We start from the raw sequence: 24,932 nt of genomic DNA, 5'->3' as shown, positions 1-24,932 counted from the left end.
CGTCCGCCCGTCACGCTCATCTCGCCGACGTGGTCGCCCCCACCCCGCGCAGTGCGGCCGCCACGTCGGTCACGTCGGACTCGTCGTTCCACAGGTGGAACGCGATCCGGAGTCGCCCGGCACGCCCCGACGCGGTGAGCCCGGCGGCGGTGAGGGCCCGGAGGGCCGACCCGTCGGCGTCCGCGAACGTCACGATCGCCTGCCCGTCGCCCTGCCGAGGCGACCCGAGGGCGTCGCACAGCCGGTCTGCGAGACCGGTGGCGTGCCTCCAGACCGCCTGCTGGTCGAGCGCGACCGCGTGTTCGAGCGCGGCCACGGCACCGGGCCACGCCTGCCAGGCCGGCGAGACGTCGAAGCGACGGGCGTCGTCGGCCAGGCGCATGTCGGGGCCGTAGCAGGACGACCAGACGTCCGCGCCGGCGTACCAGCCGGCCTGGACCGGGCGGAGCCGACCGAGGGCGGTGTCGGAGAGTGTCATGAAGGCGACGCCGCGCGGCGCGCAGAGCCACTTGTAGGCGTGCGTGAGCGTCACGTCGAACAGTGCCGCGTCGACGGGCAGGACGCCGGCCGCTTGCGTGAGGTCGCAGAGGGTGAGGGCACCGACCCGCCGGGCAGCGGCGACGACCGGGTGGGGATCCGTGACGGCGCCGGTGGCGGACTGCACCGCGGACCACGCGACGAGGGCCGTGTCGGGCCCGACGGACGCGGCGAGCCGGTCGAGCGGGACGTGCCGGACGCGGACGCCACGGTGCGCCCGGGCGAGGAACGGGAAGACGACCGAGCTGAAGTCGCCGTCGGGGACGACCACCTCGGCACCGTCCGGCAACGCATCGGCGACGACCCCAGCCATCACCGAGGTCTGCGAGCCGGTCGCGACGTGAGACACCGGCACCCCGACGAGGGCGGCGAACAGCGCGCGGCCCTCCTCGACCAACGCCCCGTAGTGGGCCGGCGAGGTCTCGGCGCGGGACCACGCGTCGAGGTCGGCCCGCTGGGCGGCGAGCGTGGCCCGGGTCGGCAGACCGGCGGTGCACGCCGCGAGGTAGCCACGGCCGGCGGGGAAGGAGTCCATGCGGACAGCGTCCCGGCTCGTGCCCCATCACACCAGGCCTGTTCTGTTGTGCAGCCGATAACATCGCGTGATGGACGACATCGATCCCCAGCTGCTCCGGATCCTCCGCGCCGTGGCCGACGGTGGGTCGATCACCCGCGCCGCCGCAGCACTCGGGTCGAGCCAACCCGCGGTCAGCCAGTTGCTCGCCCGGGCCGAACGGCGGCTCGGGCACACCCTGGTGCTGCGGTCCGGGCAGGACGGTCGCGGCGGGCGCGGTGCCACCCTGACGGACGCCGGTCGGGTGCTCGCCGACCACGCCCTGCACGTGCAGGCCGCACTCACCGCGGCGCGAGAGGACCTCGACGCCGTCGGGGGGCTGACCCGCGGCCGCGTTCGCCTCGCCGGGTTCCCGAGCGCGTCCTCGGCCCTCGTGCCCGCGGTGCTCGCCCGGCTGGCGTCGACGGCTCCGGGCGTGACGACCTCGTACGTCGAGGTCGAACCGCCCGAGGCGCTCGACCTGCTGCGGAGCGGGGAGGTCGACGTCGCCCTGACCTTCACCTACGTCGGCGACGAGGTCGGGTCCGCCCCGGACCCCGGGCTCGTCACCCGGGCGCTCGGGCGTGATCCACTCGCGCTGGTGACGCCGTCCGGAGGCTCGGGCACCGCGGACGCCGGTGTCGTGGACCTCGCGTCGCACCGCGACGCCCGCTGGATCGGCGGCTGCCCCCGGTGCCGCGGCCACCTGCTCGCCTCGTGTGCGACCGCCGGGTTCACCCCGGACATCGTGCTCGAGACCGACAACGCGGCAGCGGTGGTGGGGCTCGTCGCCGCCGGACTCGGCGTGGCGCTGCTCCCCCGGTTGGCGCTCGCGACGACGGTGATCCCCGCCGACGTCCGGGTCGACCCCGTGGACGACGACCTGGCCCGCCGGGTCGAGGTCGTCATCGCCCGAGGGGCCGAGCGCGTCCCGAGCGTCCGTGCGGCCCTGGACGCGGTGCGGTCGGCGGCGCACCTGCTCGACGGGCCGCTGCCCGGCTGACGGGTGCGTCAGGCGGTCGGGGCGTCGACCGCACCGCCGTAGCGCCGGTCGCGGCGTGCGTACTCCTCGATCGCGCCCCACAGGTCGGTGCGCCGGAAGTCCGGCCACAGGCGGTCCAGGAACACCATCTCGGCGTACGCCGACTGCCACAGCAGGAAGTTGCTCGTGCGCTGCTCCCCCGAACTGCGCAGGAACAGGTCGACGTCGGGCATCTCGGGCACGTAGAGCCGCTTCGCCAGGGCCTTCTCGGTGACCTGGCTCGGCTTGAGGCGTCCGGCGGCGACCTCTTCGGCCATCCCCCGCACGGCGTCGACGATCTCGTTCCGGCCGCCGTAGTTGACGCACATCGTCAGGGTCAGCACGTCGTTGCGCGCGGTCATCTGCTCGGCACGGTCGAGCTCGTCGATGACGCTCCGCCACAGCCGCGGACGGCGTCCGGCCCACCGCACCTTGACGCCCCACTCGTTCAGTTGGTCGCGCCGACGACGGATCACGTCGCGGTTGAAGCCCATCAGGAACCGGACCTCTTCCGGCGAACGCTTCCAGTTCTCGGTGGAGAACGCGTACGCCGAAATGTGCTTGACGCCGATCTGGATCCCGCCGGCGACGACGTCGAGCAGCGAGGCCTCGCCCGCCTTGTGTCCCTCGATCCGGGTGAGCCCGCGGCCGTTGGCCCACCGACCGTTGCCGTCCATCACGATCGCGACGTGGTCCGGCACGAACCGGGCCGGGATCGCCGGAGGCGTCTCACCGGTCCAGTCGATCGGGCGGAACGGCTCGGCGTCGTCGGGGCGGCGGGGGCTCATGCGGTGGGGGTTCCTTCCACGGTGCGGGTTCCTTCCGCGGCGGGATCGGGCTCGGGGACGGCGGGTGCGGGGGTCGAGGCCACCGCGCGTGCTGTCGCCTCGGGTCCGTCGTGGGTCAGCGGCACGGGCAGCGGGTGCTCCGAGCGGTCGACGTGCGGCAGGGACCGGAGCGATCGTTCCAGGTGCCACTGGGCGTACGCCGCGACCACGCCGGAGGCCCGCGACCGCGTCCGTTCGTCGGTGGCGTCGACGCTCGCCCAGTCGCCGGCGAGCAGCGAACCGAGCACACCGAGGGTCGCCGGGTCGAGCCGCGGCGTGCCGGGAGGCGCAGCCCGGTCGGCGACGACCCCGCCGAGCTGCACGACGAACGCGGAGTGCGGCCCGGGCTCCCCCGTCACCGCGCAGTCGCTGAACGAGGGCGCCCACCCCGCGATGCTCATCGCACGGAGCAGGTAGGAGTCGAGCGTCGCGCTGGAGTGGTGCTCACCGCGCGACAGCGACCGCAGCGCGCCGACGAGCAACAGGTACTGCTGCAGCCCGGCGTCGGCCTCGCTCAGGCGGTCGGCGGTCTCGACCATGGCGCTGGCAGCCGTGTACGCGCCGTAGTCGGCGACGATCTGCGCCCCGTAGGCCCCGAGCGACTCGGCCTGCGTGACGATGTCGAGCGACCGGCCCTCGTAGAACTGGGCGTCGACGACCATGAACGGCTCGAGCCGGCTGCCGAACTTCGACGCCGTCCGCCGCACGCCCTTCGCCACCGCCCGGATCTTGCCGTGCTGCCGGCTGAGCATGGTGACGATGCGGTCGGCTTCCCCGAGCTTGTGGGTGCGCAACACGACGCACTCGTCCCGGTACAGCGGCATGCCTCCAGTATCCCCCGCCCCGCCGACACCGCGCAGCGCGCAGCGCGCGCCGCGCGCAGGGGTACCGAGCGGTATCGGGCGTACCTGGTCGAAAGAAACGACCAGGTACGCCCGATTCGACTTGCCATCGCGCGTGACGGGGGAAAGACCGGGCACAGACGGGAGGCTCCCCACCGGGCACGGCCGGTCCGCCGCTGGCGCGTCGGCCCGGAACCGGCCGGCGTGGGCCCAGGTGCAGGACGGACCTGCACCGCGCCTCCCGGTCTGGCCGCGTCTCAGGCGGAGACGAGCTCCGGCGAGTCGGCGCCGGCAGCAGCACCGGCGCGCACCGCGCGGTTCACCGCGGACACGATCGCCTTGAGCGAGGCCGTCGAGATGTCGGCGTCGATGCCGACGCCCCACAGGCGCACGCCGTCGACGTCGAGCTCGACGTACGACGCCGCCTTGGCGTCACCGGAGGCGCTCATCGTGTGCTCCGAGTAGTCGTACAGCGTGACCTGCACGCCCTGCTCGGCGAGGACCTTGAGGAACGCGTCGATCGGACCGGTGCCTACGGCGTCGGCGGTGACGGAGCCCTCGTCGACGCGGAGTGCGACCGACAGCGAGGTCGTGCCGTCGAAGTCGCTCGAGGTCGCCGTCTTGGTGAGCTCGTACCGGCCCCACTTGTCGTCGTCGGTCGAGGCGGGCAGGTACTCGTCCTGGAACACGTCCCAGATGCGCTGCGACGATAACTCGCCGCCCTCGGTGTCGGTGTGCCGCTGCACGACGCCGGAGAACTCGATCTGCAGCTTGCGGGGCAGGTCGAGGGCGTGGTCGGTCTTGAGCAGGTACGCGACGCCGCCCTTGCCGGACTGCGAGTTGACGCGGATGACCGCCTCGTACGACCGGCCGATGTCCTTCGGGTCGACGGGCAGGTACGGCACCGCCCACTCGATCTCGTCGATGTCCTTGCCCGCGGCGGCGGCCTTGGCCTTCATCGCCTCGAAGCCCTTGTTGATGGCGTCCTGGTGCGAGCCGCTGAACGCCGTGTAGACGAGGTCGCCCGCCCACGGCTGACGCTCCGGCACCGGCAGCTGGTTGCAGTACTCGACGGTGCGCTTCACCTGGTCGATGTCCGCGAACGAGATCTCCGGGTCGATGCCCTGCGTGAACAGGTTCATGCCCAGCGCGACGAGGTCGACGTTGCCGGTGCGCTCACCGTTGCCGAACAGGCAGCCTTCGATGCGGTCCGCGCCGGCCATGTAGCCCAGCTCGGCGGCGGCGACGGCGGTGCCGCGGTCGTTGTGCGGGTGCAGCGACAGGATGACGTCCTGGCGGTGCGCGAGGTTGCGCGACATCCACTCGATCGAGTCGGCGTAGACGTTCGGCGTCGCCATCTCGACGGTGGCCGGCAGGTTGATGATGACCTTGCGGTCGGGGGTGGGCTCGAAGACCTCGAGCACGGCGTTGCAGATCTGCAGCGCGACCTCGAGCTCGGTGCCCGTGTAGGACTCCGGCGAGTACTCGTAGTAGACCGTCGTGTCGTGCTGCAGCGTCGCCTCAGCCGCCTTGCAGAGCTTCGCGCCGGCCACCGCGATGTCGACGACACCCTGCACGTCGGTGCGGAAGACGACCTCGCGCTGCACGATCGACGTCGAGTTGTACAGGTGGACGATGGCCTGCTTCGCGCCGTCGATCGCCTCGTACGTGCGCTGGATGAGGTGCTCGCGCGCCTGGGTCAGCACCTGGATGGTGACGTCGTCGGGGATCGCGCCCTCGTCGATCAGGCTGCGGACGAAGTCGAAGTCGGTCTGCGAGGCGCTCGGGAACCCGACCTCGATCTCCTTGTAGCCCATGCCGACGAGCAGGTCGAACATGGCGCGCTTGCGCTCGGCGTCCATCGGGTCGATGAGGGCCTGGTTGCCGTCACGCAAGTCGACCGCACACCAGCGCGGCGCCCGCTCGATGCGCTTCGTCGGCCAGGTGCGGTCGGGCAGTTCGACCGAGATCTGTTCGTGGAAGGGGACGTACTTGTGGATCGGCATCCCGGAGGGCTGCTGCGTGTTCTGCATCGTTCGTCGCTTTCGTCGCGTGTTCGTGTGCTCTGGTGAGTGCGGCCACGACGGACTCCGCGACGAGGTGGGCCGGTGTGTCAGGCCTCGTCGCGGCAGCGAAGGAGGAGGAGTGCCGAGTACATCGAGTCCACGGTAGCACCGGCGGGCTGCTGTGTGACAAGCGCGTGACGCGGGGGCGGCCAGGCACGGTCCGAGCCGGACACCGGACGGGGGCGAGCGGTCACGACATGCCGCGGGTCGGCCGCCGAGCGGTCACGTTCTGTCACCTGAGCCGCGTCCAGGCGACAGTTCGTGACCATTCAACGGACGTGAGCGGCGTGGCACTGCGGTGCGGCACACGTCCACGCGACCACGCGGCGGACGGGAGGCACGGTGCCAGCTGACACCGGGCCTCCCGTCCGCCGCGTGGTGCGACCAGGGCGCCGCGTCAGTCGACCGCGAGCGCCTCGGTCGGGGGCACGCGCATCGCGCGCCGCACCGGCGCGATCGTCGCGACGACCGCGAGCACGAGCGCCCCGACGACGACGATCCCGATGGTGAGCGGCGGCAGCACGGGCGTGACCGGGTGCCCGAGCGACCCGAGCAGCGTCTGCCCGCCGACCCAGCCGTAGAAGGTGCCGAGCACGAGCCCCGAGACGACGGCCGCGACGACCATCTGCACGGCCTCGGTCACGATCATCCGGCGGACCTGCGCCCCGGTGAGACCGAGCACCCGCAGCAGCCCGAGCTCGCGTCGGCGCTGCAGGACCCCGAGTGCCAGCGCGTTGACGACCCCGACGGCGGCGATCACGGCCGAGAACCCGACGATGACGCTGACGACGGCGTTCAGCTGGACGAAGAAGTCGCGCTGCGCCTGCACCATCTCGGTCGTCGTCTGGCCCTGTCCCATCTGCTCGAGCTGGGCCTCGAGCACGTGCTGCATGATCCCCAGTGCGACGGCGAAGGTGACGAGCAGGGTGACGCCGATGACGAGCCCGATCGTCGCCCGCGAGGACCGACCCGGCGCACGCATGGCGTTGCGGCCGGCGAGCAGGACGACGGGGTCGTGCGAGCCGATCCGGCCGATGAGCTGCAGCACCGGCGGCATCACGATGGTCGCTCCGACGGCGACGCCGGCGAACGACACGAACCCGCCGAGGGCAGCCGGCAGCACCGCGATCGGCGAGCTCGCGCTGACCGCGAGCCCGATGAGCATGAGCGCCGCGCCGCCGGCCATGAGCACGATGGCCCAGACCTTGCGGGCGGTGCCCGAGCGGACGTCGTCGTGGCTCGGTTCGACGCTCGAGGACAGCGCTTCGAGCGGGGTGACGGTCAGCACCCGGCGGGAGCCCGCTGCGAACGCTCCCCAGGTCGCCAGGACCACGGCGACGACCGGCAGCACGAGTTCCCACGGCAGGAGCGTGTAGTCGGTGTCGGGCAGGAACCCGTTGCCGCGCAGGACGACCACGAACACCGCGGACAGCCCGGTACCCACGACGGCGCCGATCAGTCCGCCGAGCACCCCGACGACCAGTCCGGTCCGGGTGATCCGGGCCCGGAGCGTCGCGCCGGTGGCACCGACGAGCCGCTGCAACGCGATGATGCGGGTCTGCCCGGCGATGAGGGTCGCGCAGGTGTTGGCGGTGACGATCGCGCCGACGTACAGCGCGATGCCGAGGAACAGCCACCCCACGACGGACAGGATCGCCCTGACCGGGCCGAGGTCGGCGAGCCCGGCGGCGCCGAGCGCCTCGGTCACGATGCCCGGGGCGATGACGAGTGCTGAGCCGAACGTGGTGCCGAGCGCCGCGACCAGCACGGTGGGGGCGAAGGAGCGGACGCTGTTCACGCTGCCGCCTCCATCCCCAGCATCGTGGTGGAGATCGCGCCGGCGTCCATCGCCGGGCGGTCGGCGACGACCCGGCCGTCGGCGAGGAACAGGATCCGGTCGGCGTTGGCGGCGGCGACGGGGTCGTGCGTCACCATGACGACGCTCTGACCCCACTCCTGCACGGCCCCGCGCAGGATCGCGAGCACGTCACGGCCGGTGCGCGAGTCGAGGGCACCGGTCGGCTCGTCGGCGACGACGACTGCCGGACGCGAGGCGAGCGCCCGGGCGATGGCGACGCGCTGCTGCTGCCCACCCGACAGCTGGTGCGGCCGGTGCGACAGCCGGTTGCCGAGTCCGAGCTGGTCGACCAGGCGGTCGATCCACGCGCTCTCGTCCTTCGACGGCTTGTGCCCGCCGAGCAGGAACGGCAACCGGATGTTCTCGCTGACGTCGAGCGTCGGCACCAGGTTGAACGACTGGAACACGAACCCGAGCCGGCGGCGACGGAGCTCGGTCAGGTCCTTGTCGCCGAGCCCTGTGATGTCGACCCCATCGATCTCGATGCGGCCCGCGGACACCGCGTCGAGGCCCGCGGCGACGTGCATGAGCGTCGACTTGCCGGACCCGGACGGCCCCATCACGGCGGTGAACTCCCCCGCGCCGATGTCGACGCTGACGTCGTCGAGCGCCGTCACCCGGCGTGCGGCGTCGCCGTAGTGCTTGGACACGTGGTCGAGTCGGATGATCGGAGCGTGGCTGGTGGTCATGCACCAACGATGACGTCCGGGAGGCCCGCCCCGCGTCCGTCGGGCGGCTCCTGTGGATGAGCCGCTCGGCTCGACTTCCTGTGGACGGGTCATCCGATCGGATGACGTCCGTCAGTCGGCCTTGCTCACCAGCCCGTGCTCGTGCGCGAACACGACGAGGCGCACGCGGTCGCGGAGTCCGAGCTTCGTCAGGACCCGCGAGATGTGGGTCTTCACGGTCGCCTCGCTGACGTACTCGTGCTGCGCGATCTCGCTGTTGCTGAAGCCGCGGGCCGCCAGGTCGAAGATCTCGCGCTCCCGCGGGGTGAGGTCGTCGAACGTCGCCGGCACGGTGGCGGCCTGCTCGACGGAGTCGTCGTAGCGCCGCAGGAGTTCCCGCGTCGCCGAGGCCGCGAAGACCGCGGTGCCGGCGTGCACGGTCCGCACGGCGGCGAGCAGGAACTCGGGGTCGGCGTCCTTCAGCACGAAGCCGCTCGCCCCGGCCCGGATGGCCTTCGCCGCGGCCTCGTCGAAGTCGAACGTGGTCAGGACGAGCACCTTCGCGCCGTCGGTGCCGGCCTGTTCGACGATGTGCGCGGTCGCCGTGATGCCGTCCATCACGGGCATCCGGACGTCCATGAGCACGACGTCCGGCCGGGTGCGCCGGACGAGTTCGACGCCCTCGGCACCGTCGCCCGCCTCGCCCACGAAGTGCAGGTCGGGTTGGGAGCCGATGAGCATCCGGATGCCGGTGCGGAAGAGTGCCTGGTCGTCGACGAGGGCGACGCGGATGCGGCCGTCGGCCGGCGGGGTGGTGGTCATCGGGCGGTGCGCTCCTGCTCGGTCGGACTGATGGTCGGGGCGGGGGCCGACTCGGCGGTCGGGCCCGCAGCCGGGCTCGCGGTCGGGCTCGCGGTCGGGCTCGTGGTCGGGCTGATGCGCCCGCGGGGCATCTGCCCGCTCGCGGGGACGGCGGCCATGCGCACGGCGACCTCGAAGTCAGGGCCGCGGACCCCGGCGGTCATCGTGCCCCCGGTCATGGTGGCACGCTCGCGCATGCCGACCAGGCCGTGCCCGGTGCCAGGACCCCGGGTGCCGTCGTCGGCGCGGCGGTTCACCACCGCGATCTCGACGGTGTCCGGGCGGTAGGTCAGTGATGCGTGCACCGGCGTGCCGGGCTCACCGTGCTTGTAGGCGTTCGTCAGGCTCTCCTGCACGATCCGGTACACCGCGAGCTGCGTCGTGGTGGGGAGGCCGGTCGGATCGCCCTCGCGCTCGACCCGGACGTCGAGGCCGACCTGGCGCATCTCGCCGACGAGCCGGTCGATGTCGTCGATCTCCGGCGTCGGGACGGTCCCCTGCTCGTGTCGGAGCGCACCGAGGAGCTCGCGGACGTCGCCGAGGGCCCGGCGGGCGGTGGTCGAGATGGTGCCGAGGGCCTGATCGGCGACGGCGGGGTCCGCCTTCAGCGCGTAGCGGGCTCCGTCCGCCTGGGCGATGACGACCGCGAGCGAGTGCGCGACGATGTCGTGCATGTCGCGGGCGATGCGCACGCGCTCCTGTTCGACCGCGACCGCTCGGTCGGCACGGGCGGCGTCGCGCTCGGCGAGCAGCTGGGCCTCACGGCTCATGCTCGCCGACCGGCGGGTACGGACCACGAGGCCCGCCAACCACGGCAGGAGCAGCAGGAGCAGGACGACGGCGAAGTACGAGACCGTGACCTGCACCGACTCCTGGAACGGCGTCGACGCGGTCTCGATCGTCAACCGGTTCCGGTAGTCGTCGACGCCGATGTAGAGCGCCGCGGTGACGGACCCGACGATGGCCGAGACGAGTCCTGCCAGCCGCACCCGCCGGCTGCCGTAGGCGCTCGTCGTGTAGAGCACCGCGGCGATGAAGGCGTTCGACAGGTCGGGCATCTGACCCGTGACCATCTCGAAGACCGCGAACACCCACGCGACGGCCAGTGCGAGTCCGGGCGACAGCCGTCGGAGCGCGAGGGCAGCGGTCATGCCGACGACCGTGACGATCGCGAGCGGGGAGTCCATGCCCCGCGCCGAGGTGATCAGCACGAGCGAGCCGAGCACCACGGCGATGACCACGTCGGTGATGACCTGCGCGCGCAGCATGGGACGGAACACGCGTCCACGGTACGGCGCTCGGCTCACGGGCGCGTCCCTCGTGTGGATGACTCCTGGCGCCGGACGCTCAGAAGCCGAGGCGTCCGAGCTGCTTGGGGTCACGCTGCCACTCCTTGGCGACCTTCACACGGATGTTGAGGTACACGTGCCGACCGCCGAGCAACGACTCGATCTCGACGCGGGCGCGGGAGCCGACGTCCTTCAGGCGCTCCCCCTTGTGGCCGATGACGATCGCCTTCTGGCTGTCGCGCTCGACGAACAGGTTCGCGAAGATGCGCAGCGGCCCGTCGGCGTCGTCGTCCTCGTCCGGCTCGACGATGTCCTCGATCACGACGGCGAGCGAGTGCGGCAGTTCGTCGCGGACGCCCTCGAGCGCGGCTTCGCGGATGAGTTCGCTGATGCGCTCCTCGTCGGTCTCCTCGGTCACGGCCGACGAGTCGTACAGCTGGGGCGACTCCGGCAGCAACGAGGTGATCTCGCCGAGGAGGTCCTCGAGCTGCAGGCCCTTCGTGCCCGACGTCGGGATGATCGAATCCCAGTCGCGGAGCCGGGAGACGGCCAGCAGCTGCTCGCCGACCTTGTCCTTCGAGGTGCGGTCGATCTTGGTGACGATCGCGACCTTCTTGGCCCGCGGGTACTGGTCGAGGGTGTCGTTGATGAAGCGGTCGCCCGGGCCGATCGGCTCGTTGGCGGGGACGCAGAACCCGATGACGTCGACGTCACCGAGCGTGGACTGCACCAGGTCGTTGAGCCGCTCGCCGAGCAGGGTGCGGGGACGGTGCACACCCGGGGTGTCGACGATGATGACCTGGCCGTCGGGCCGGTGCACGATGCCGCGGATCGCGCGACGGGTGGTCTGCGGCTTCGACGAGGTGATCGCGACCTTCTGGCCCACCAGCGCGTTCGTCAGCGTGGACTTGCCCACGTTCGGACGCCCGACGAACGAGACGAAGCCCGCGCGGTAGGGCTTGCCCGAGGCGGTGGGGGTGGAGTCGGAGTCGGTCATGCGTGCGTGGTTCCCGTCGTGGTGGTGGCGTCGTCGAAGGCGTCCTCGACACCCGCGAGGGCGTGAGTGCGTTCGGCGAGCACGGTGATGAGGTCGCGGCGCTTGCCCTCGACCCGGTCGGCCGTCAGGACGACGCCGGACACCGTGACCGTGTCGCCGGACACCGCCAGGTGGCCGAGCTCCTTGGTGAGCAGACCGCCGGCGGTGTCGACGTCGTCGTCGTCGAGCTCGATGCCGAACAGGTCGCCGAGCTCGTCGACGGGCAGTCGGGCCGAGATGCGCCAGAGGCCGGGCTCGACCTCGACCTCGACCCGGTCGACCACGGCGCGGTCGTACTCGTCCGAGATGTCCCCGACGAGCTCTTCGATGAGGTCCTCCATCGTGACGAGACCGGCGACGCCGCCGTACTCGTCGACGACCAGGACCAGGTGGTTCTTCGCGACCTGCATGTGCCGCAGGGTGTCGTCCGCGGCCTTCGACTCCGGCACGAACTCGGCCGGACGCAGCAGCCGGGTGACCCGCTCACTGCCGGACCCCGGTCGCTCGTACAGCGCCCGCGACACGTCCCGCAGGTACAGGACGCCGAGGACGTCGTCGCTGTCCTTGCCGGTGACGGGCATGCGGGACACCCCGGCGGCGAGGAACTGCTCCATGCCCGCGGCGAGCGTGTCCGAGCCGTCGACCGTCAGCATGTCGGTGCGCGGCACCATCACCTCGCGCACGAGGGTGTCGCTGAACTCGAAGACCGAGTGGATGAGTTCGCGGTCCTCGTCCTCGAGCACGTTGCTCTCGGTGGCCTCGTCGACGAGGGACAGCAGTTGTTCTTCGCTCGACACCGTCGAGGCGCTGCGGCCGCGGCCCGGGGTCACGCGGTCACCGATCCGGACGAGCAGACCGGCGAGCGGACCGAGCACGATCCGGACGGCGCGGACCAGGCCGCCGGTGGACGCCAGCAGCCGTTCGGCGTGCGCCCGTCCGACGCTGCGCGGACTCGACCCGACGAGCACGAACGACACGGCCGTCATGATCGCGGCGGAGACGATGAGCGCCACCCACCAGCTGTCGAACGCCCGCACCAGGGCGATCGTGACGAGCACGGCTGCGGCGGTCTCGGCGAGCACGCGGAAGAAGTTCAGGGCGTTGACGTGCGCGCCGACGTCGTCCGCGATCGCCTCGAGCGCACGACGACGCTCGTTGCCGCGGGCGATCTCGTCGAGGTCGGCACGGGACACCACGGAGAGCGCGGCGTCGCTCGCGGCGAGGAGCCCGCCGAGCACGACGAGCCCGAGCGCGACCGCGAGCAGACCGACGACGACGAGCATCGGCTACCGACCCCGGCGCTGGGCCGCGAAGGCCGTCAGGATCTCGCCCTGCAGCCCGAACATCTCGGCCTTCTCGTCCGGCTCGGCGTGGTCGAACCCGAGCAGGTGCAGGATGCCGTGGCAGGTGAGCAGCAGCATCTCGTCGGTGCTGGAGTGCCCGGCGGTCTTCGCCTGTTCCTCGGCGACCTGCGGGCAGAGCACGATGTCGCCGAGCAGGCCGGCGGGCGTGGGGTCCTCTTCGGTGCCCGGTCGGAGCTCGTCCATCGGGAAGCTCAGGACGTCGGTGGGGCCGGGCTCGTCCATCCACCGCACGTGCAGCTGCTCCATCGCGCCCTCGTCGACCAGGACGATCGCGAGTTCGGCGTCCGCGTGCACGTGCATCGCGTCGAGGGCGAACGCGGCGAGGCGCTGGATGGCGGCCTCGTCCACCTCGACCCCGGACTCGTTGTTGAGCTCGATGCTCACCGGTTGCCTCCTCGGGCGTCGTTCTGGGGGTACGGGGGTCGCTGGCGGTCCTGCGGCGGCCGACCACGGCGTTCGGCGCGGTTGGCGCCGTCGGGGTTCCCGACCGGCGCGCTGCCACGGCCACCGGGACGGTGACCGGCCTGCTCGGCGAGGCGCTCCTCGTCGTAGACGGTGTAGGCGTCGACGATGCGACCGACGAGCGTGTGCCGCACGACGTCCTCGCTGCCGAGGCGGGCGAAGTGGATGTCCTCGACCGTCTCGAGGATCCGCGTCACGAGTCGGAGTCCGGACACGTTGCCCGGCAGGTCGACCTGGGTGATGTCACCCGTGACGACCATCTTCGAGCCGAACCCGAGACGCGTCAGGAACATCTTCATCTGCTCGGGCGTCGTGTTCTGCGCCTCGTCGAGCACGACGAACGAGTCGTTGAGCGTCCGGCCGCGCATGTACGCGAGCGGCGCGACCTCGACCGTGCCCGCAGCCAGCAGCTTCGGGACCAACTCTGGGTCCATCATCTCGTTCAGGGCGTCGTAGAGCGGCCGCAGGTAGGGGTCGATCTTGTCGGTGAGCGTGCCCGGCAGGAACCCGAGCCGCTCGCCGGCCTCGACCGCGGGACGGGTCAGGATGATCCGGGTGACCTCGCGACGCTGCAGGGCCTGGACGGCCTTCGCCATCGCCAGGTACGTCTTGCCGGTGCCGGCGGGGCCGATGCCGAACGTGATGGTGTGCTCGTCGATGGCGTCGACGTAGGCGCGCTGCCCGTCGGTCTTCGGCCGCACGGACTTGCCGCGGCTCGACACGATCGGCGTGCCGAAGGTGTCGGACGGCTTGCGGTCGTCGTCGAGGATCCGTGCCGACATCGGGATGTCCGACGGGCCGATGTCCTGCCCGCGCTTGACCATGCCGACGAGTTCGTCGACGAGCGCCTTCGCCCGCGCGACCTCGCGCTCGGGCCCGGTGAGCGTGACCTCGTTGCCGCGGACGACGACCTTGACGCCCGGGTACTGCCGTTCGACGGTCTTCAGCAGGCGGTCCTGGGGACCGAGGAGCTGGACCATGGCGATGCCGTCGACCTGGAGGGCGACGGAGACGACCTGGTCGTCGTCGGTGGTGGGCTGTGCTGGTTCGTTAGCCGGCAAGGGTGCCTTCCTGCAGTTCACCTGCGAGTACGTGCGCGTGCACGTGGAACACGGTCTGACCGGCGGCTTCGCCGGTGTTGAAGACGAGACGGAACTGGCCGCCGGCGCGCTCGTCGGCGATGCGCTGCGCGGTGGCGACCAGGTGGGCGAGGAGGTCGGGGTCACCGGCCGCGAGTTCGGCGACGTTCGCGTACTGCTCGGTCTTGGGGATGACCAGCACGTGGACGGGTGCCTTCGGGGCGATGTCCTCGATCGCGATCACGCGGTCGTCCTCGGCGACGACGGTCGCCGGGATCTCGCGCGCGATGATCTTGCTGAAGACGCTGGGCGTGCTGGTGCTCATGACTCCATCGTAGAACGCAGGACCGACCTCGGGCCTTCCCTCACCAGCGCCCGAGTCCGGCCTGCAGGATCGCGAGTGCCGCGGGACCGGCGGTCGACGTCCGCAGCACGCTGTCGCCGAGCCGGACCCTGATCGCTCCCGCGGCTTCGAGCCGCTCGAGCTCGGAGCCGTCGATGCCGCCCTCCGGCCCCACCACGAGGGCGATCTCGTCGAGGTCCGCCGTCGGTGCCCACGTCGCGAGCCGCACGGTCGCGGTGGGGTCGAGCACGAGCACCGCAGCACCGGCACCGAGCGCGGGGACGAGCTGCGCCGTCGTGACGAGCGGCCCGACCTCGGGCACCCGCGACCGGATCGCCTGCTTCGCGGCCTCGTGCGCGATGGCCGTCCAGCGCGATCGGCCCTTCTCGACCTTCGGGCCCTCCCACCGGGAGACGCTGCGCGCGGCGGACCACGGCACGATCCGGTCGACGCCGATCTCCGTCGACGCCTGCACCGCCATCTCGTCGCGGCCGCCCTTGGCGAGGGCCTGCACGAGCGTCAGCGACGGGACCGGCAGCGGGTCGACGGACAGCGATGCCACGGACAGCACCAGCGAGTCGCGGTCGACGGAGTCCACCGCACCGGACACGACGGTCCCCCGTCCGTCCGAGAGCCGCAGCGTCTCACCGACCCGCACGCGCGAGACGGTCACGGCGTGCCGCCCCTCTGCCCCGTCGAGCGTCACGGAGCCACCGACGGCGACCCCGTCGAGCGACTCCACAACGTAGAGCGATGCCATCAGAAGTTGAAGAAGCGGTCGCGGAGCTTGCCGAACATGCCCTGCTGGAACCGGGCGAGCTGCGGCGCCGACGCCTTGTGCGACTTCGCGAGCTGCTCGACGAGCTGGCGTTCCTTGTGCGACAGCTTCGTCGGGGTGACGACCTGCACGCCGACCCGGAGGTCGCCGCGTCCGCTCCCGCGCAGCTTCGTGATGCCGCGGTCCTTGATCACCAGGACGTCGGCGCTCTGCACCCCGGGACGGATCTCGAGCTCGACGGGCCCGTCGAGTCCGTCGATCGTCGTGGTGGTGCCGAGCACGGCGTCGGTCATCGCGACCTCGAGGGTGGCGAGCAGGTCGTCACCGTCGCGGCTGAAGACGTCGTCGTGCCGGACCCGGATCTCCAGGTACAGGTCGCCGGAGGGGCCGCCGGCGGGGCCGACCTCGCCCTGTCCGGGCATCTGCAGGCGCAGGCCCGAGTCGACGCCGGCGGGGACGTCGACCGGCACGGTGCGACGGGCGCGGACGCGGCCCTGACCCTGGCAGGTCGGGCAGGGGCTCGGGATGACGGTGCCGTAGCCGCGGCAGGTGCCGCACGGGGCGCTGGTCACGACGTTGCCCAGCAGCGAGCGGACCTGGCGCTGGATGTTGCCGGACCCGCCGCAGATGTCGCAGGTGCGCGGGCTGGTGCCGGGTGCGCAGCACGACCCGTGACAGGTCTCGCACAGGACGGCGGTGTCGACCTCGACGTCCTTGTGGGTGCCGAAGACGACCTCGTCGAGGTCGACGTCGATGCGGAGCAGGGCGTCCTGTCCGCGCTCGGCACGGCTGCGCGGACCACTGCCCCGGCCGCCACCACCACCGCCGCCGAAGAAGGCGTCGAAGATGTCGCTGAACCCGCCGGCGCCGCCACCGAAGGGGCTGTCGGCCTGGGGCCCGGCGTCGTACCGGCGCCGCTGCTCCGGGTCGCTCAGGACGTCGTACGCGTGCGTGACGTCCTTGAACCGCTCGGCTGCCTCTGGGGCAGGGTTCACGTCCGGGTGGAGCTCACGCGCCAGGCGGCGGTAGGCCTTCTTGATGTCGGCATCGGAGGCGTCTCGCTGGACGCCGAGGACGTCGTAGTGGTCTGCCACGTATCCCTCAGTCGGTTGTGTTCGGTCGGTCGGTCGGTGTTGCAGTCGATCAGTGTTCGCCCAGGAGCTTGGACAGGTACCGTGCGACGGCCCGGACGGCAGCCATGTTCGTGCCGTAGTCCATCCGGGTCGGTCCCAGGACACCCAGGCGTGCCACCTCGCCGCCACCGGCGAGGTACCCGCCGGCGACGATGCTCGTGGCGTCGAGCCCGTACTCGGCGTTCTCGACGCCGATGCTGGCCGCCACCGCGATGTCGTCCACCTGCATCTCCCCGAACAACCGGAGCAGGGTGACTTGTTCCTCGATCGCTTCGAGCACCGGGAAGAGGCCGCCGGAGAAGTCCTGCTCGCTCTTCGCCAGGTTGGCGGCGCCGGCCATCACCAGGCGGTCCTGACGGTTCGCCGCGACCTGCTCGATGAGGGTCGCCACGACGACCCCGCCGAGCGCCTGGGCGTCGGGCCGCAGCTGTTGCGGGACCGCACGGAGCGCGGTGGGCACGTCCTGCAGCAGGAGCCCCACGGCCGCGCCGTTCAGCACGGTGCGGAGTTCGGTCAGCAGCGGCTCGTCGAGCGCGACGTCGGTCTCGACGACGCGTTGTTCGACCCGGGCGGTGTCGGTGATGAGCACGACCATGAGCCGGGCGTCGCCGAGGCGCACCAGCTCGACGTGCTGCACCCGGGCGCGCACCATCGAGGGGTACTGCACCAGGGCGACCTGGTTCGTGAGCTGGCTGAGCAGGCGCACGGTGCGGCCGAGGACCTCGTCGAGGTCGTTCGGTGCCCCGAGGAAGGTCTCGATGGCGTGCCGCTGGGCGCTCGTCAGCGGCCGGGCTGCGGCGAGGTGGTCGACGAACAGCCGGTAGCCCTTGTCGGTCGGCACCCGGCCGGACGAGGTGTGCGGCGCGACGATGAGCTGCTCGTCCTCGAGCAGGGCCATGTCGTTGCGGATCGTGGCGGCACTGACGCCGAAGGCGTGCCGCTCGACGATCGTCTTGGAGCCGACCGGTTCGCGGGACGCCACGTAGTCGCGCACGATGGCCTTCAGGACCTCGAGGCTGCGTTCACTGACCACGAGCGCTCCTTCCTGGTCGACCTGGCACTCGGACGTGTCGACTGCTGATCCTACGCCCGCACGACTGCACCCCCGATACGCTTCCGGCATGACCTACGGACAGCAGCCCGGTGGCCCGCAGAACCCCAACGGGCCCCAGTACCCGGGCGGGTACACCCCGCCGCAGCCGATGAGCCCGGAGGACCAGCGCCTCTGGGCCACGCTGACCCACATCGGCGGGATCTTCTTCAACTTCGTCGCCCCGCTCGTGGCGTACATGGTGCTGCGCGACCGCGGCGGCTTCATCCGCGAGCACACCCGGGTCGCACTGAACTTCCACATCACGATGGGCATCGCCTACGTGGTATCGGGGATCCTCACGCTCGCGCTGATCGGGGCACTGTTGCTCCCGATCATCGCGATCCTGACGATCGTCTTCGGCATCATGGCGGCGGTCGCCGCGAACCAGGGCCAGTTCTACCGCTACCCCCTGTCGATCGAGTTCATCAAGCAGTAGGGACGCCGGTCAGTCCAGCAGCTCCCGCACCACCGCGTCGGCCAGCAGGCGACCCTGCAGGGTCAGGTCGATGCGTCCCCGCACCGCGGCCGACCCGTCCACGAGACCCCGTGCGATGAGTCCCGCGACCCGGCCACGGGCCTCCTGGCGGATCTCGCTCGTCGCGAGCTCCCCGCGGACGCGTGCGGCGAGGAGCAGGCGCTCGACGTAGCGGGTCTCGTCGTCGATGACCTCGCGCCCGGCGGCCGGCGACTCGCCGGACAGCACCCGGTTCGCGTACGCGGCCGGGTGCTTCACGTTCCACCAGCGCGTGCCGGCGACCGCGGAGTGCGCGCCGGGGCCGACACCCCACCAGTCGTGGCCCTTCCAGTAGGACAGGTTGTGGCGACTCGCGTGCGCGTCGCCGCGCGCCCAGTTCGACACCTCGTACCAGGAGTACCCGGCGTCGCCGAGCACCTGGTCGGCGAGCTCGTACATGTCGGCGGCCAGGTCGTCGTCGGGGGCCGGGAGCTCCCCGCGCGCCACCATGCGGCCCATCGCGGTGCCGTCCTCGACGATGAGCGAGTACGCCGACACGTGGTCGGGCTCGCAGGCCAGCGCGGCGTCGAGCGAGGTGCGCCAGTCGTCGAGGGACTCCCCCGGTGTCGAGTAGATGAGGTCGAGGGAGACGTCGAGGCCCTGCTGCTTCGCGAGGTCGACGACGACCGGCACGCGCAACGGGTCGTGGGTGCGGTCGAGGGTCGCGAGGACGTGCGGGACCGCGGACTGCATGCCGTAGCTGATCCGGTTGAACCCACCCTCGCGCAGTGTCTGCAACGAGGACGCGTCGACCGAGTCCGGGTTCGCCTCGGTCGTGACCTCGGCACCGGGCAGGATCCCCCACGTGTCGTCGATGGCCCGCAGGATCATCGCCAGGTCGGACGCCGGCAGCATCGTCGGGGTCCCGCCGCCGAAGAACACGGTCGACACGGGCCGACGCGGGACGCCGGAGCGGTCGAGCACGGTCGCGGCCCACTCGATCTCCCGCACGGCGTGGCCGGCGTAGTCGTCGCGGCGCACGCCGCGGAGCTCGGACGCCGTGTACGTGTTGAAGTCGCAGTAGCCGCAGCGCACCCGGCAGAACGGCACGTGGACGTAGACCCCGAACGGCACGGCCGCCGGGTCGGAACCGCCGGCGGAGCCCGCCGCGGCTCGCGGCACGATCAGTCCGTCAGCGGGTGCCGGATCGGCGATCGGGAGAGCACTCGGCATGGAGTCCATTGTCCGTCATGATGGACGCATGGAGCACCACCCCGTCCCCACCACGGTCCTGTGGGACATCGACGGCACCCTCGTGATGAACGCGTCGTCCCCGGGCAACCTCTACCACCTCGCGCTCGAGCGAGCGGTCGGCCGCGACCTCACCCTGCGCGTCGGGCACCAGCACGGTCGGACCGATGCCGGACTCATCGCCGAGCACGTCCGTGCGCACGCGTTCGAGGACACGATCATCCCGACGGTCAGCGGCCACCTGCGCGACCTCACCGCCGAGCGGCACGCCTCGGGCGACCACCGGTCCCCCGTCCCCGGTGCCACCGCGCTGCTCACCCGCTTCGCCGAGCTCGGGTGGCGGAACGGCCTGCTCACCGGCAACTCCGAGTACCGCGCACGCGTCAAGCTGGCCGGTGCCGGGTTCGACGAGAGTCTGTTCGACTGGGACCACTCCTACTTCGGCGACACCGAGGTGGAGCGTGCGGACGTCACCACCCGCGCGGCGGCGGAGCTCGCCGGCACCCGCGCAGTGATCGTCGGCGACACCCCGCGTGACGGCGAGGCCGCGGACGCCGCCGGCATCCCCTTCCTGGCGGTCGCCACCGGGGTGTTCGACGTCGAGGCGCTGCGGGTCACCAACGCGGTCACGGTCGCGCGGGACTGCCGGGTCGACGCCGCGCTGATCGAGGACGCCATCGCGGCGCTGCCGCCACTGCGCTGACCCAGCGCGCAAGCGCCCGCAAGCGCGTGAACGCTCGCACGCGCTCGCCGCTAGTCGCCCCGCAGCGCCGCCAGGTACTGCTCCGCCATCACCTTCTGCTGCCGTCGCAGCAGCGGCGCGACGAACTGCCACTTCCGGCTCGACGGCTGCGAGAACTGCCGGATCTGCAGCCACACGGAGCCGTCCGACGTGCGCTCGACGACGAACGACTCCTCGCCGGAGAGCGGGTGCCCCTCGAGCGTGCCGTACGCGAAGCCCTTGCGGTCGTGCTCGTCGATGATCGACACGACCCGCACGGGCGCCTGCACGGTCCGCCCGAAGGCGTGCATCGTGAGCGTCGCCGACGTGCCGGCGGTCACCAGCGGTGTGCCGTCGGGCGCGAACTTCTCGACCCGGGGCGTGCCGATCGAGGCCGGGGCGATCGGGACGCCGTCGTCGTCGAACGTCACCGGGTTGTACCGGACCTCGTCGTCGTCGGGCTGTTCCTCGACGCGCACGCGGATACCGCTGCGCTCCTGGATCTGCCACGTCAGGGCCTGCGTCACCGCGGTCTCGAACCGCTGGTCGCCGTGCCCGATCCGGGCACGCGACTCGGTGGGCGTGAACCCCTCGGGCGGGTACGTCATGAGGTCCGACGCCTGGGTCGCCCCCACCGCGCCGTAGGTCAGGGCGGTCCGGTAGCTCCCGCGGATGCTCATGCCGCCAGCCTACTTGCGCCTGACCCGTCGGATCGAACCGATCACCGCTCAGGTCGTGTCGACCGGGTCTCGTCGTCCGGTTCGCGTGCACCCCGAACTGGAGGCCCGACTCGCGGCCGCCCCGCCCCTATCGTTGCAGCGTGCCCCGCTCCACCCCCGCGCCCTGGCGGTCCGTCGACCGTCGGACCACGACGCTCGCCGCGCTCACGCTCGTCGCCTTCGGCGCCGCCGCACTCGCGCGTGTCCTGGTCGACGCGACGACGGCGAGCATCGGCTCGTCGACGCGGTACGTCACAGTGCCGGCCGCGCAGTGGGACACCTTCGACACCGCGAACGCGATCGCCGGCGTCGGTGCGTGCTGCGCCGGGGCGGGTGTGCTGCTGTTCGGAGCCACCCTGGTCGTGGCGGTCCGTCGGCACCGCGCGGCGCGACTGCCGCGCCTGCTCGCCGCCGTGACGCTCACGATGGTCGTCGGTGCCGTGCTCGCCGGGATCGCCGCGGGGGCGCAGGACGACTTCGCAGCGGCTGCGGGCTGGACCATCGTGCGGACCGCACTGGCGGGACTGGCCGCCGCGAGCCTCCCGGCCCTCTGCCTGGCCGCCTTGCGGACCCGCGCCGCGCGCCTTCGCTGACGGCGCCCGACCGCGGCTGCCGGCGCCGACCGGCCCGGGCGAACTCTCGCGCCCAGCGACACTTCACGGCCGCCCCGGCGCGTGCGGTGTCGCTCAGCGCGAAACGTCGGAACCCGGCGCGACGCGCGCTACTACTTCTTCTTCTCTTCCACGTCGCCGGAGAGCGCGGCGATGAAGGCTTCCTGCGGGACCTCGACCCGGCCGATGGTCTTCATGCGCTTCTTGCCCTCCTTCTGCTTCTCGAGGAGCTTGCGCTTGCGGGTGATGTCACCGCCGTAGCACTTCGCCAGGACGTCCTTGCGCATCGCGCGGATGCTCTCGCGGGCGATGATCCGCGCGCCGATGGCCGCCTGGATCGGGACCTCGAACTGTTGGCGCGGGATGAGCTTGCGCAGCCGCTCGGTCATCAGCGTGCCGTAGGCGTAGGCCTTGTCGCGGTGCACGATCGCGCTGAACGCGTCGACCTGGTCGCCCTGCAGCAGGATGTCGACCTTGACGAGGTCGGCCGCCTGGTCGCCGATGGGCTCGTAGTCGAGCGACGCGTAGCCCTGCGTCTTGCTCTTCAGCTGGTCGAAGAAGTCGAACACGATCTCGCCGAGGGGCATCTCGTAACGGATCTCGACGCGGTCCTCGCCGAGGTACTCCATGCCGAGCAGCGAGCCGCGGCGCGACTGGCACAGCTCCATGATCGCGCCGACGTAGTCCTTCGGCGCGAGGATCGCCGCGCGGACCATGGGCTCGCGGACCTCGACGATGCGGCCGCCGGGGAACTCGGACGGGTTCGTGACCTCGGTCACGGAGTTGTCCTCGTTCGTGACCTCGTAGATCACGCTGGGCGCGGTCGTGATGAGGTCGAGGCCGAACTCGCGCGAGAGCCGCTCGGTGATGATCTCGAGGTGCAGCAGGCCGAGGAACCCGCAGCGGAAGCCGAAGCCGAGCGCCACGGACGTCTCGGGCTCGTAGACCAGCGCCGCGTCGGAGAGCTTGAGCTTGTCGAGCGCGTCACGGAGGTCCGGGTAGTCCGACCCGTCGATCGGGTACAGGCCCGAGAACACCATCGGCTTCGGGTCCGTGTAGCCGGGCAGGGCCTCGGTCGCGGGCTTCTGCGCACTCGTGACGGTGTCGCCGACCTTGGACTGGCGGACGTCCTTCACGCCGGTGATCAGGTAGCCGACCTCGCCGACGGAGAGCCCCTTCGTCGGGATCGGCTCGGGGCTCGACACCCCGATCTCGAGGATCTCGTGCGTCGACTTGGTCGACATCATCTGGACCTTCTCGCGCGGCTTGATCGAGCCGTCGATCATCCGGATGTACGTGACCACGCCGCGGTAGCTGTCGTAGACCGAGTCGAAGATCATCGCGCGGGGCGCGGCCTCGACGTCGCCGACCGGTGCCGGCACACGCCGGACCACCAGGTCGAGGAGCTCGGGGACACCGACGCCGGTCTTGCCGGAGACGCGCAGGACGTCCTCCGGCTTGCCGCCGATGAGCTGCGCGAGCTCGGCCGCGTACTTCTCGGGTTCGGCCGCCGGCAGGTCGATCTTGTTGAGGACCGGGATGATCTCGAGGTCGTTCTCGAGCGCCAGGTACAGGTTCGCCAGCGTCTGCGCTTCGATGCCCTGGGCGGCGTCGACGAGCAGGATCGCGCCCTCGCACGCTGCCAGGGAACGCGAGACCTCGTACGAGAAGTCGACGTGCCCGGGGGTGTCGATCATGTTGAGCGCGAAGGTCTCACCGTCGAGCTCCCACGGCATGCGGACGGCCTGCGACTTGATCGTGATGCCGCGCTCGCGCTCGATGTCCATGCGGTCGAGGTACTGCGCGCGCATCGCGCGCTCCTCGACGACGCCGGTCATCTGCAGCATGCGGTCGGCCAGCGTGGACTTGCCGTGGTCGATGTGCGCGATGATGCAGAAGTTGCGGATCGCGCCGGCCGGGGTCGCGGCGGGCTCGAGCGGAGCGGATGCTTGTGGGCTCACGGTTCCTCAGGTGGGTCGGACGGTCGGCCCAGTCTCCCATGCTTCACCCGCTCTGGAGGCACGGCGCGGCTGCGCGACGTGCGATGCGGAACGCGGGGCGGGCCTCCCGTGCGTCACCCGCCCCGGTCCGGACGGTCGCCGCCGTCAGACGGAAGCGTGCGCCGGCGCCGGCAACGCGCCCAGGCCGCGCCGCAGGTCGTCAGGGGTGGCGGCCAGGCAGACGCGGATCCAGCCCTCGCCGGTGCGGCCGAACGCGCTGCCGGGCGCGACCGCGACGGCCTCGCGCTGCAGGAGGCCGAGCGCCCACGCCGCGACGTCGCCGTCCGAGGCGTGCGACACGTCGACCCAGAGGTAGAAGGCGCCCCGCGGGTCGAGGTACCGGATCCCGGCGGCGTCGAGGACCTCCTTCGCGACCTCGAGGTTCGCCCGGTAGTGCTCGCGGGCGTCGCGGACCGCGGAGTGGTCCCCCACGATCGCCGCCAGCGCCGCGTACTGGTCGGGCTCGGCGACGCAGCTGATCATCGCCTCCTGCGTGGTGCGCATCGTCGGCCCGAGGCCCTTCGGCGTGACGAGGTACCCGACCCGGACACCCGTCATCGCGTAGGTCTTGCTCAGCGAGAACGCGGAGAACACCCGGTCGTCCTCGTCGAGCGCGGCCAGGCTGACGTGACGGGTGCCGTAGGTGAAGTACTCGTAGACCTCGTCGCTGATCACCCACAGGTCGTGCCGCTTCGCGAAGGAGAGCAGCGCGCGGAGGGTGTCCTCGCTGAACACCGAGCCGAGCGGGTTCGACGGCGAGTTCACCACGAGCACGCGCGTGCGCTCGGTGACGCTCGCCTCGAGTGCCTCGAGGTCGGGTTCGAACCCGTGCTGCGGTTCGAGCCGGTACGGCACCGGCGTGGCCCCGAGGATGTGCGCGTTCATCGTGAAGGTCGTGTAGCCGGGGTCCGGCACCAGGACCTCGTCGCCGGGGCTCAGCGTCAGCGTCATCGCCTGGAACAAGGCCTGCGTCGCACCGATCGTCATCCAGATCTGTTCGAGGTCGGCCTCGATGCGGTTCTCGCGGCGGAGCTTGTCGCGGATCGCCTCGCGCAGGGGTGCGATGCCGCCGTTCGGCGTGTAGTCGGTGCGGTCCTCGGTCCACGCGCGACGGGCCGCGTCGCCGATGTGCGGCGCCACGGCCACGTCCGGTTCACCGATCACGAGCATCGTGACCGCGGTGCCGGCGGACTGCAGCAGCGCTGCCTGCTCGAAGACCCTCCGGATGCCGGAGGCGGGCACGGTGTCGATCCGAGGCGCGAGGGATGGCATGCCCGTCACCGTATCCGGTGCATGTTGCCGCGAGATCACGCCGATCCGGCGGTGTTTCGTGCTTTGGTGGCGGGCCGTTCGCCTGGTAATGTTG

24 protein-coding genes are annotated in these 24,932 nt (G+C 71.6%); 4 read left to right on the top strand and 20 right to left on the bottom strand.

Annotated features, from left to right (window positions below):
* Positions 1–16: 16 nt before the first annotated feature.
* Entirely contained in the window at positions 17–1,072 is a 1,056-nt protein-coding gene (locus tag EDF51_RS01030) for an aminotransferase class V-fold PLP-dependent enzyme (RefSeq protein ID WP_134193554.1), read from the bottom strand.
* Positions 1,073–1,142: 70 nt separating this feature from the next.
* Here EDF51_RS01030 and EDF51_RS01025 point away from each other — a divergent pair, with 70 nt between their 5' ends.
* Entirely contained in the window at positions 1,143–2,093 is a 951-nt protein-coding gene (locus EDF51_RS01025) for a LysR family transcriptional regulator (RefSeq protein WP_134193552.1), read from the top strand.
* A gap of 8 nt (positions 2,094–2,101) precedes the next feature.
* Here the strand turns inward: EDF51_RS01025 and EDF51_RS01020 are convergent, their stop codons facing one another.
* The 15 genes from EDF51_RS01020 to hrcA all read right to left on the bottom strand — a co-directional run bounded on the left by EDF51_RS01020 (position 2,102) and on the right by hrcA (position 17,750).
* Complete coding sequence (locus tag EDF51_RS01020) at positions 2,102–2,899, bottom strand: isoprenyl transferase (protein WP_131846220.1); 798 nt, start codon at positions 2,897–2,899, stop codon at positions 2,102–2,104.
* Positions 2,896–3,762, bottom strand: coding sequence for a DNA repair protein RecO (gene recO, locus EDF51_RS01015; RefSeq protein ID WP_131846221.1), 867 nt, complete (start codon positions 3,760–3,762; stop codon positions 2,896–2,898). Before recO ends, EDF51_RS01020 begins: the two co-directional genes overlap by 4 nt.
* A gap of 275 nt (positions 3,763–4,037) precedes the next feature.
* Entirely contained in the window at positions 4,038–5,813 is a 1,776-nt protein-coding gene (leuA, locus tag EDF51_RS01010; RefSeq protein WP_134193550.1) for a 2-isopropylmalate synthase, read from the bottom strand.
* A 430-nt stretch (positions 5,814–6,243) separates the two neighbouring features.
* Positions 6,244–7,644 carry an ABC transporter permease gene (locus EDF51_RS01005; protein ID WP_134193548.1) on the bottom strand — a complete coding sequence of 467 codons (1,401 nt, stop codon included), beginning with the start codon at positions 7,642–7,644 and terminating at the stop codon, positions 6,244–6,246.
* On the bottom strand, positions 7,641–8,393 hold the full coding sequence (locus EDF51_RS01000; protein ID WP_111085736.1) for an ABC transporter ATP-binding protein: 753 nt from the start codon (positions 8,391–8,393) through the stop codon (positions 7,641–7,643). Before EDF51_RS01000 ends, EDF51_RS01005 begins: the two co-directional genes overlap by 4 nt.
* 111 nt (positions 8,394–8,504) lie before the next feature.
* Positions 8,505–9,194, bottom strand: coding sequence for a response regulator transcription factor (locus tag EDF51_RS00995; RefSeq protein WP_111085737.1), 690 nt, complete (start codon positions 9,192–9,194; stop codon positions 8,505–8,507).
* Positions 9,191–10,513, bottom strand: a complete 1,323-nt coding sequence (locus EDF51_RS00990; protein ID WP_243837055.1) for a histidine kinase — start codon at positions 10,511–10,513, stop codon at positions 9,191–9,193. The genes EDF51_RS00995 and EDF51_RS00990 overlap by 4 nt, the downstream gene beginning before the upstream one ends.
* A 67-nt stretch (positions 10,514–10,580) precedes the next feature.
* Positions 10,581–11,519 (bottom strand): GTPase Era, encoded by a 939-nt coding sequence (gene era, locus EDF51_RS00985; protein WP_123292554.1) that lies wholly within the window; start codon positions 11,517–11,519, stop codon positions 10,581–10,583.
* Positions 11,516–12,841: a hemolysin family protein gene (locus EDF51_RS00980; protein WP_134193546.1), complete on the bottom strand. Its 1,326-nt coding sequence runs from the start codon at positions 12,839–12,841 to the stop codon at positions 11,516–11,518. Before EDF51_RS00980 ends, era begins: the two co-directional genes overlap by 4 nt.
* A gap of 3 nt (positions 12,842–12,844) precedes the next feature.
* Positions 12,845–13,306 (bottom strand): rRNA maturation RNase YbeY, encoded by a 462-nt coding sequence (gene ybeY / locus EDF51_RS00975; RefSeq protein WP_111085740.1) that lies wholly within the window; start codon positions 13,304–13,306, stop codon positions 12,845–12,847.
* On the bottom strand, positions 13,303–14,364 hold the full coding sequence (locus EDF51_RS00970; RefSeq protein ID WP_228505182.1) for a PhoH family protein: 1,062 nt from the start codon (positions 14,362–14,364) through the stop codon (positions 13,303–13,305). The genes ybeY and EDF51_RS00970 overlap by 4 nt, the downstream gene beginning before the upstream one ends.
* Positions 14,365–14,434: 70 nt before the next feature.
* Positions 14,435–14,788, bottom strand: coding sequence for a histidine triad nucleotide-binding protein (locus EDF51_RS00965; RefSeq protein WP_123292550.1), 354 nt, complete (start codon positions 14,786–14,788; stop codon positions 14,435–14,437).
* A gap of 40 nt (positions 14,789–14,828) precedes the next feature.
* On the bottom strand, positions 14,829–15,566 hold the full coding sequence (locus tag EDF51_RS00960) for a 16S rRNA (uracil(1498)-N(3))-methyltransferase (protein WP_134193544.1): 738 nt from the start codon (positions 15,564–15,566) through the stop codon (positions 14,829–14,831).
* A complete protein-coding gene (gene dnaJ, locus EDF51_RS00955; protein WP_111085744.1) occupies positions 15,566–16,678 on the bottom strand; it encodes a molecular chaperone DnaJ in 1,113 nt (370 codons plus the stop codon). The genes EDF51_RS00960 and dnaJ overlap by 1 nt, the downstream gene beginning before the upstream one ends.
* A gap of 49 nt (positions 16,679–16,727) precedes the next feature.
* On the bottom strand, positions 16,728–17,750 hold the full coding sequence (hrcA, locus tag EDF51_RS00950; protein WP_123340397.1) for a heat-inducible transcriptional repressor HrcA: 1,023 nt from the start codon (positions 17,748–17,750) through the stop codon (positions 16,728–16,730).
* A gap of 88 nt (positions 17,751–17,838) precedes the next feature.
* Here hrcA and EDF51_RS00945 point away from each other — a divergent pair, with 88 nt between their 5' ends.
* On the top strand, positions 17,839–18,246 hold the full coding sequence (locus EDF51_RS00945) for a DUF4870 domain-containing protein (RefSeq protein WP_243837054.1): 408 nt from the start codon (positions 17,839–17,841) through the stop codon (positions 18,244–18,246).
* A 9-nt stretch (positions 18,247–18,255) separates the two neighbouring features.
* On the opposite strand, the gene hemW is transcribed toward EDF51_RS00945, so the two are convergent.
* On the bottom strand, positions 18,256–19,497 hold the full coding sequence (hemW, locus tag EDF51_RS00940; protein ID WP_134193542.1) for a radical SAM family heme chaperone HemW: 1,242 nt from the start codon (positions 19,495–19,497) through the stop codon (positions 18,256–18,258).
* Positions 19,498–19,525: 28 nt separating this feature from the next.
* Here hemW and EDF51_RS00935 point away from each other — a divergent pair, with 28 nt between their 5' ends.
* Complete coding sequence (locus EDF51_RS00935) at positions 19,526–20,218, top strand: HAD family hydrolase (protein ID WP_165932335.1); 693 nt, start codon at positions 19,526–19,528, stop codon at positions 20,216–20,218.
* A gap of 50 nt (positions 20,219–20,268) precedes the next feature.
* On the opposite strand, the gene EDF51_RS00930 is transcribed toward EDF51_RS00935, so the two are convergent.
* Positions 20,269–20,916: a DUF1990 domain-containing protein gene (locus EDF51_RS00930; protein WP_111085748.1), complete on the bottom strand. Its 648-nt coding sequence runs from the start codon at positions 20,914–20,916 to the stop codon at positions 20,269–20,271.
* Between the two features lie 140 nt (positions 20,917–21,056).
* Between EDF51_RS00930 and EDF51_RS00925 the strand changes: the two genes are divergently transcribed.
* Positions 21,057–21,548 carry a hypothetical protein gene (locus tag EDF51_RS00925; RefSeq protein WP_131878942.1) on the top strand — a complete coding sequence of 164 codons (492 nt, stop codon included), beginning with the start codon at positions 21,057–21,059 and terminating at the stop codon, positions 21,546–21,548.
* 131 nt (positions 21,549–21,679) lie between these two features.
* Here the strand turns inward: EDF51_RS00925 and lepA are convergent, their stop codons facing one another.
* Both lepA and EDF51_RS00915 read right to left on the bottom strand, forming a co-directional pair.
* Complete coding sequence (gene lepA, locus EDF51_RS00920; protein WP_123292544.1) at positions 21,680–23,527, bottom strand: translation elongation factor 4; 1,848 nt, start codon at positions 23,525–23,527, stop codon at positions 21,680–21,682.
* Between the two features lie 144 nt (positions 23,528–23,671).
* Positions 23,672–24,838, bottom strand: a complete 1,167-nt coding sequence (locus EDF51_RS00915; protein WP_133938209.1) for an aminotransferase class I/II-fold pyridoxal phosphate-dependent enzyme — start codon at positions 24,836–24,838, stop codon at positions 23,672–23,674.
* Between the last annotated feature and the right edge of the window lie 94 nt (positions 24,839–24,932).

It is taken from the genome of Curtobacterium sp. PhB25 (genome assembly GCF_004365375.1).
Lineage (GTDB): Bacteria > Actinomycetota > Actinomycetes > Actinomycetales > Microbacteriaceae > Curtobacterium.
This window is presented reverse-complemented; position numbering and strand designations above follow the sequence as displayed.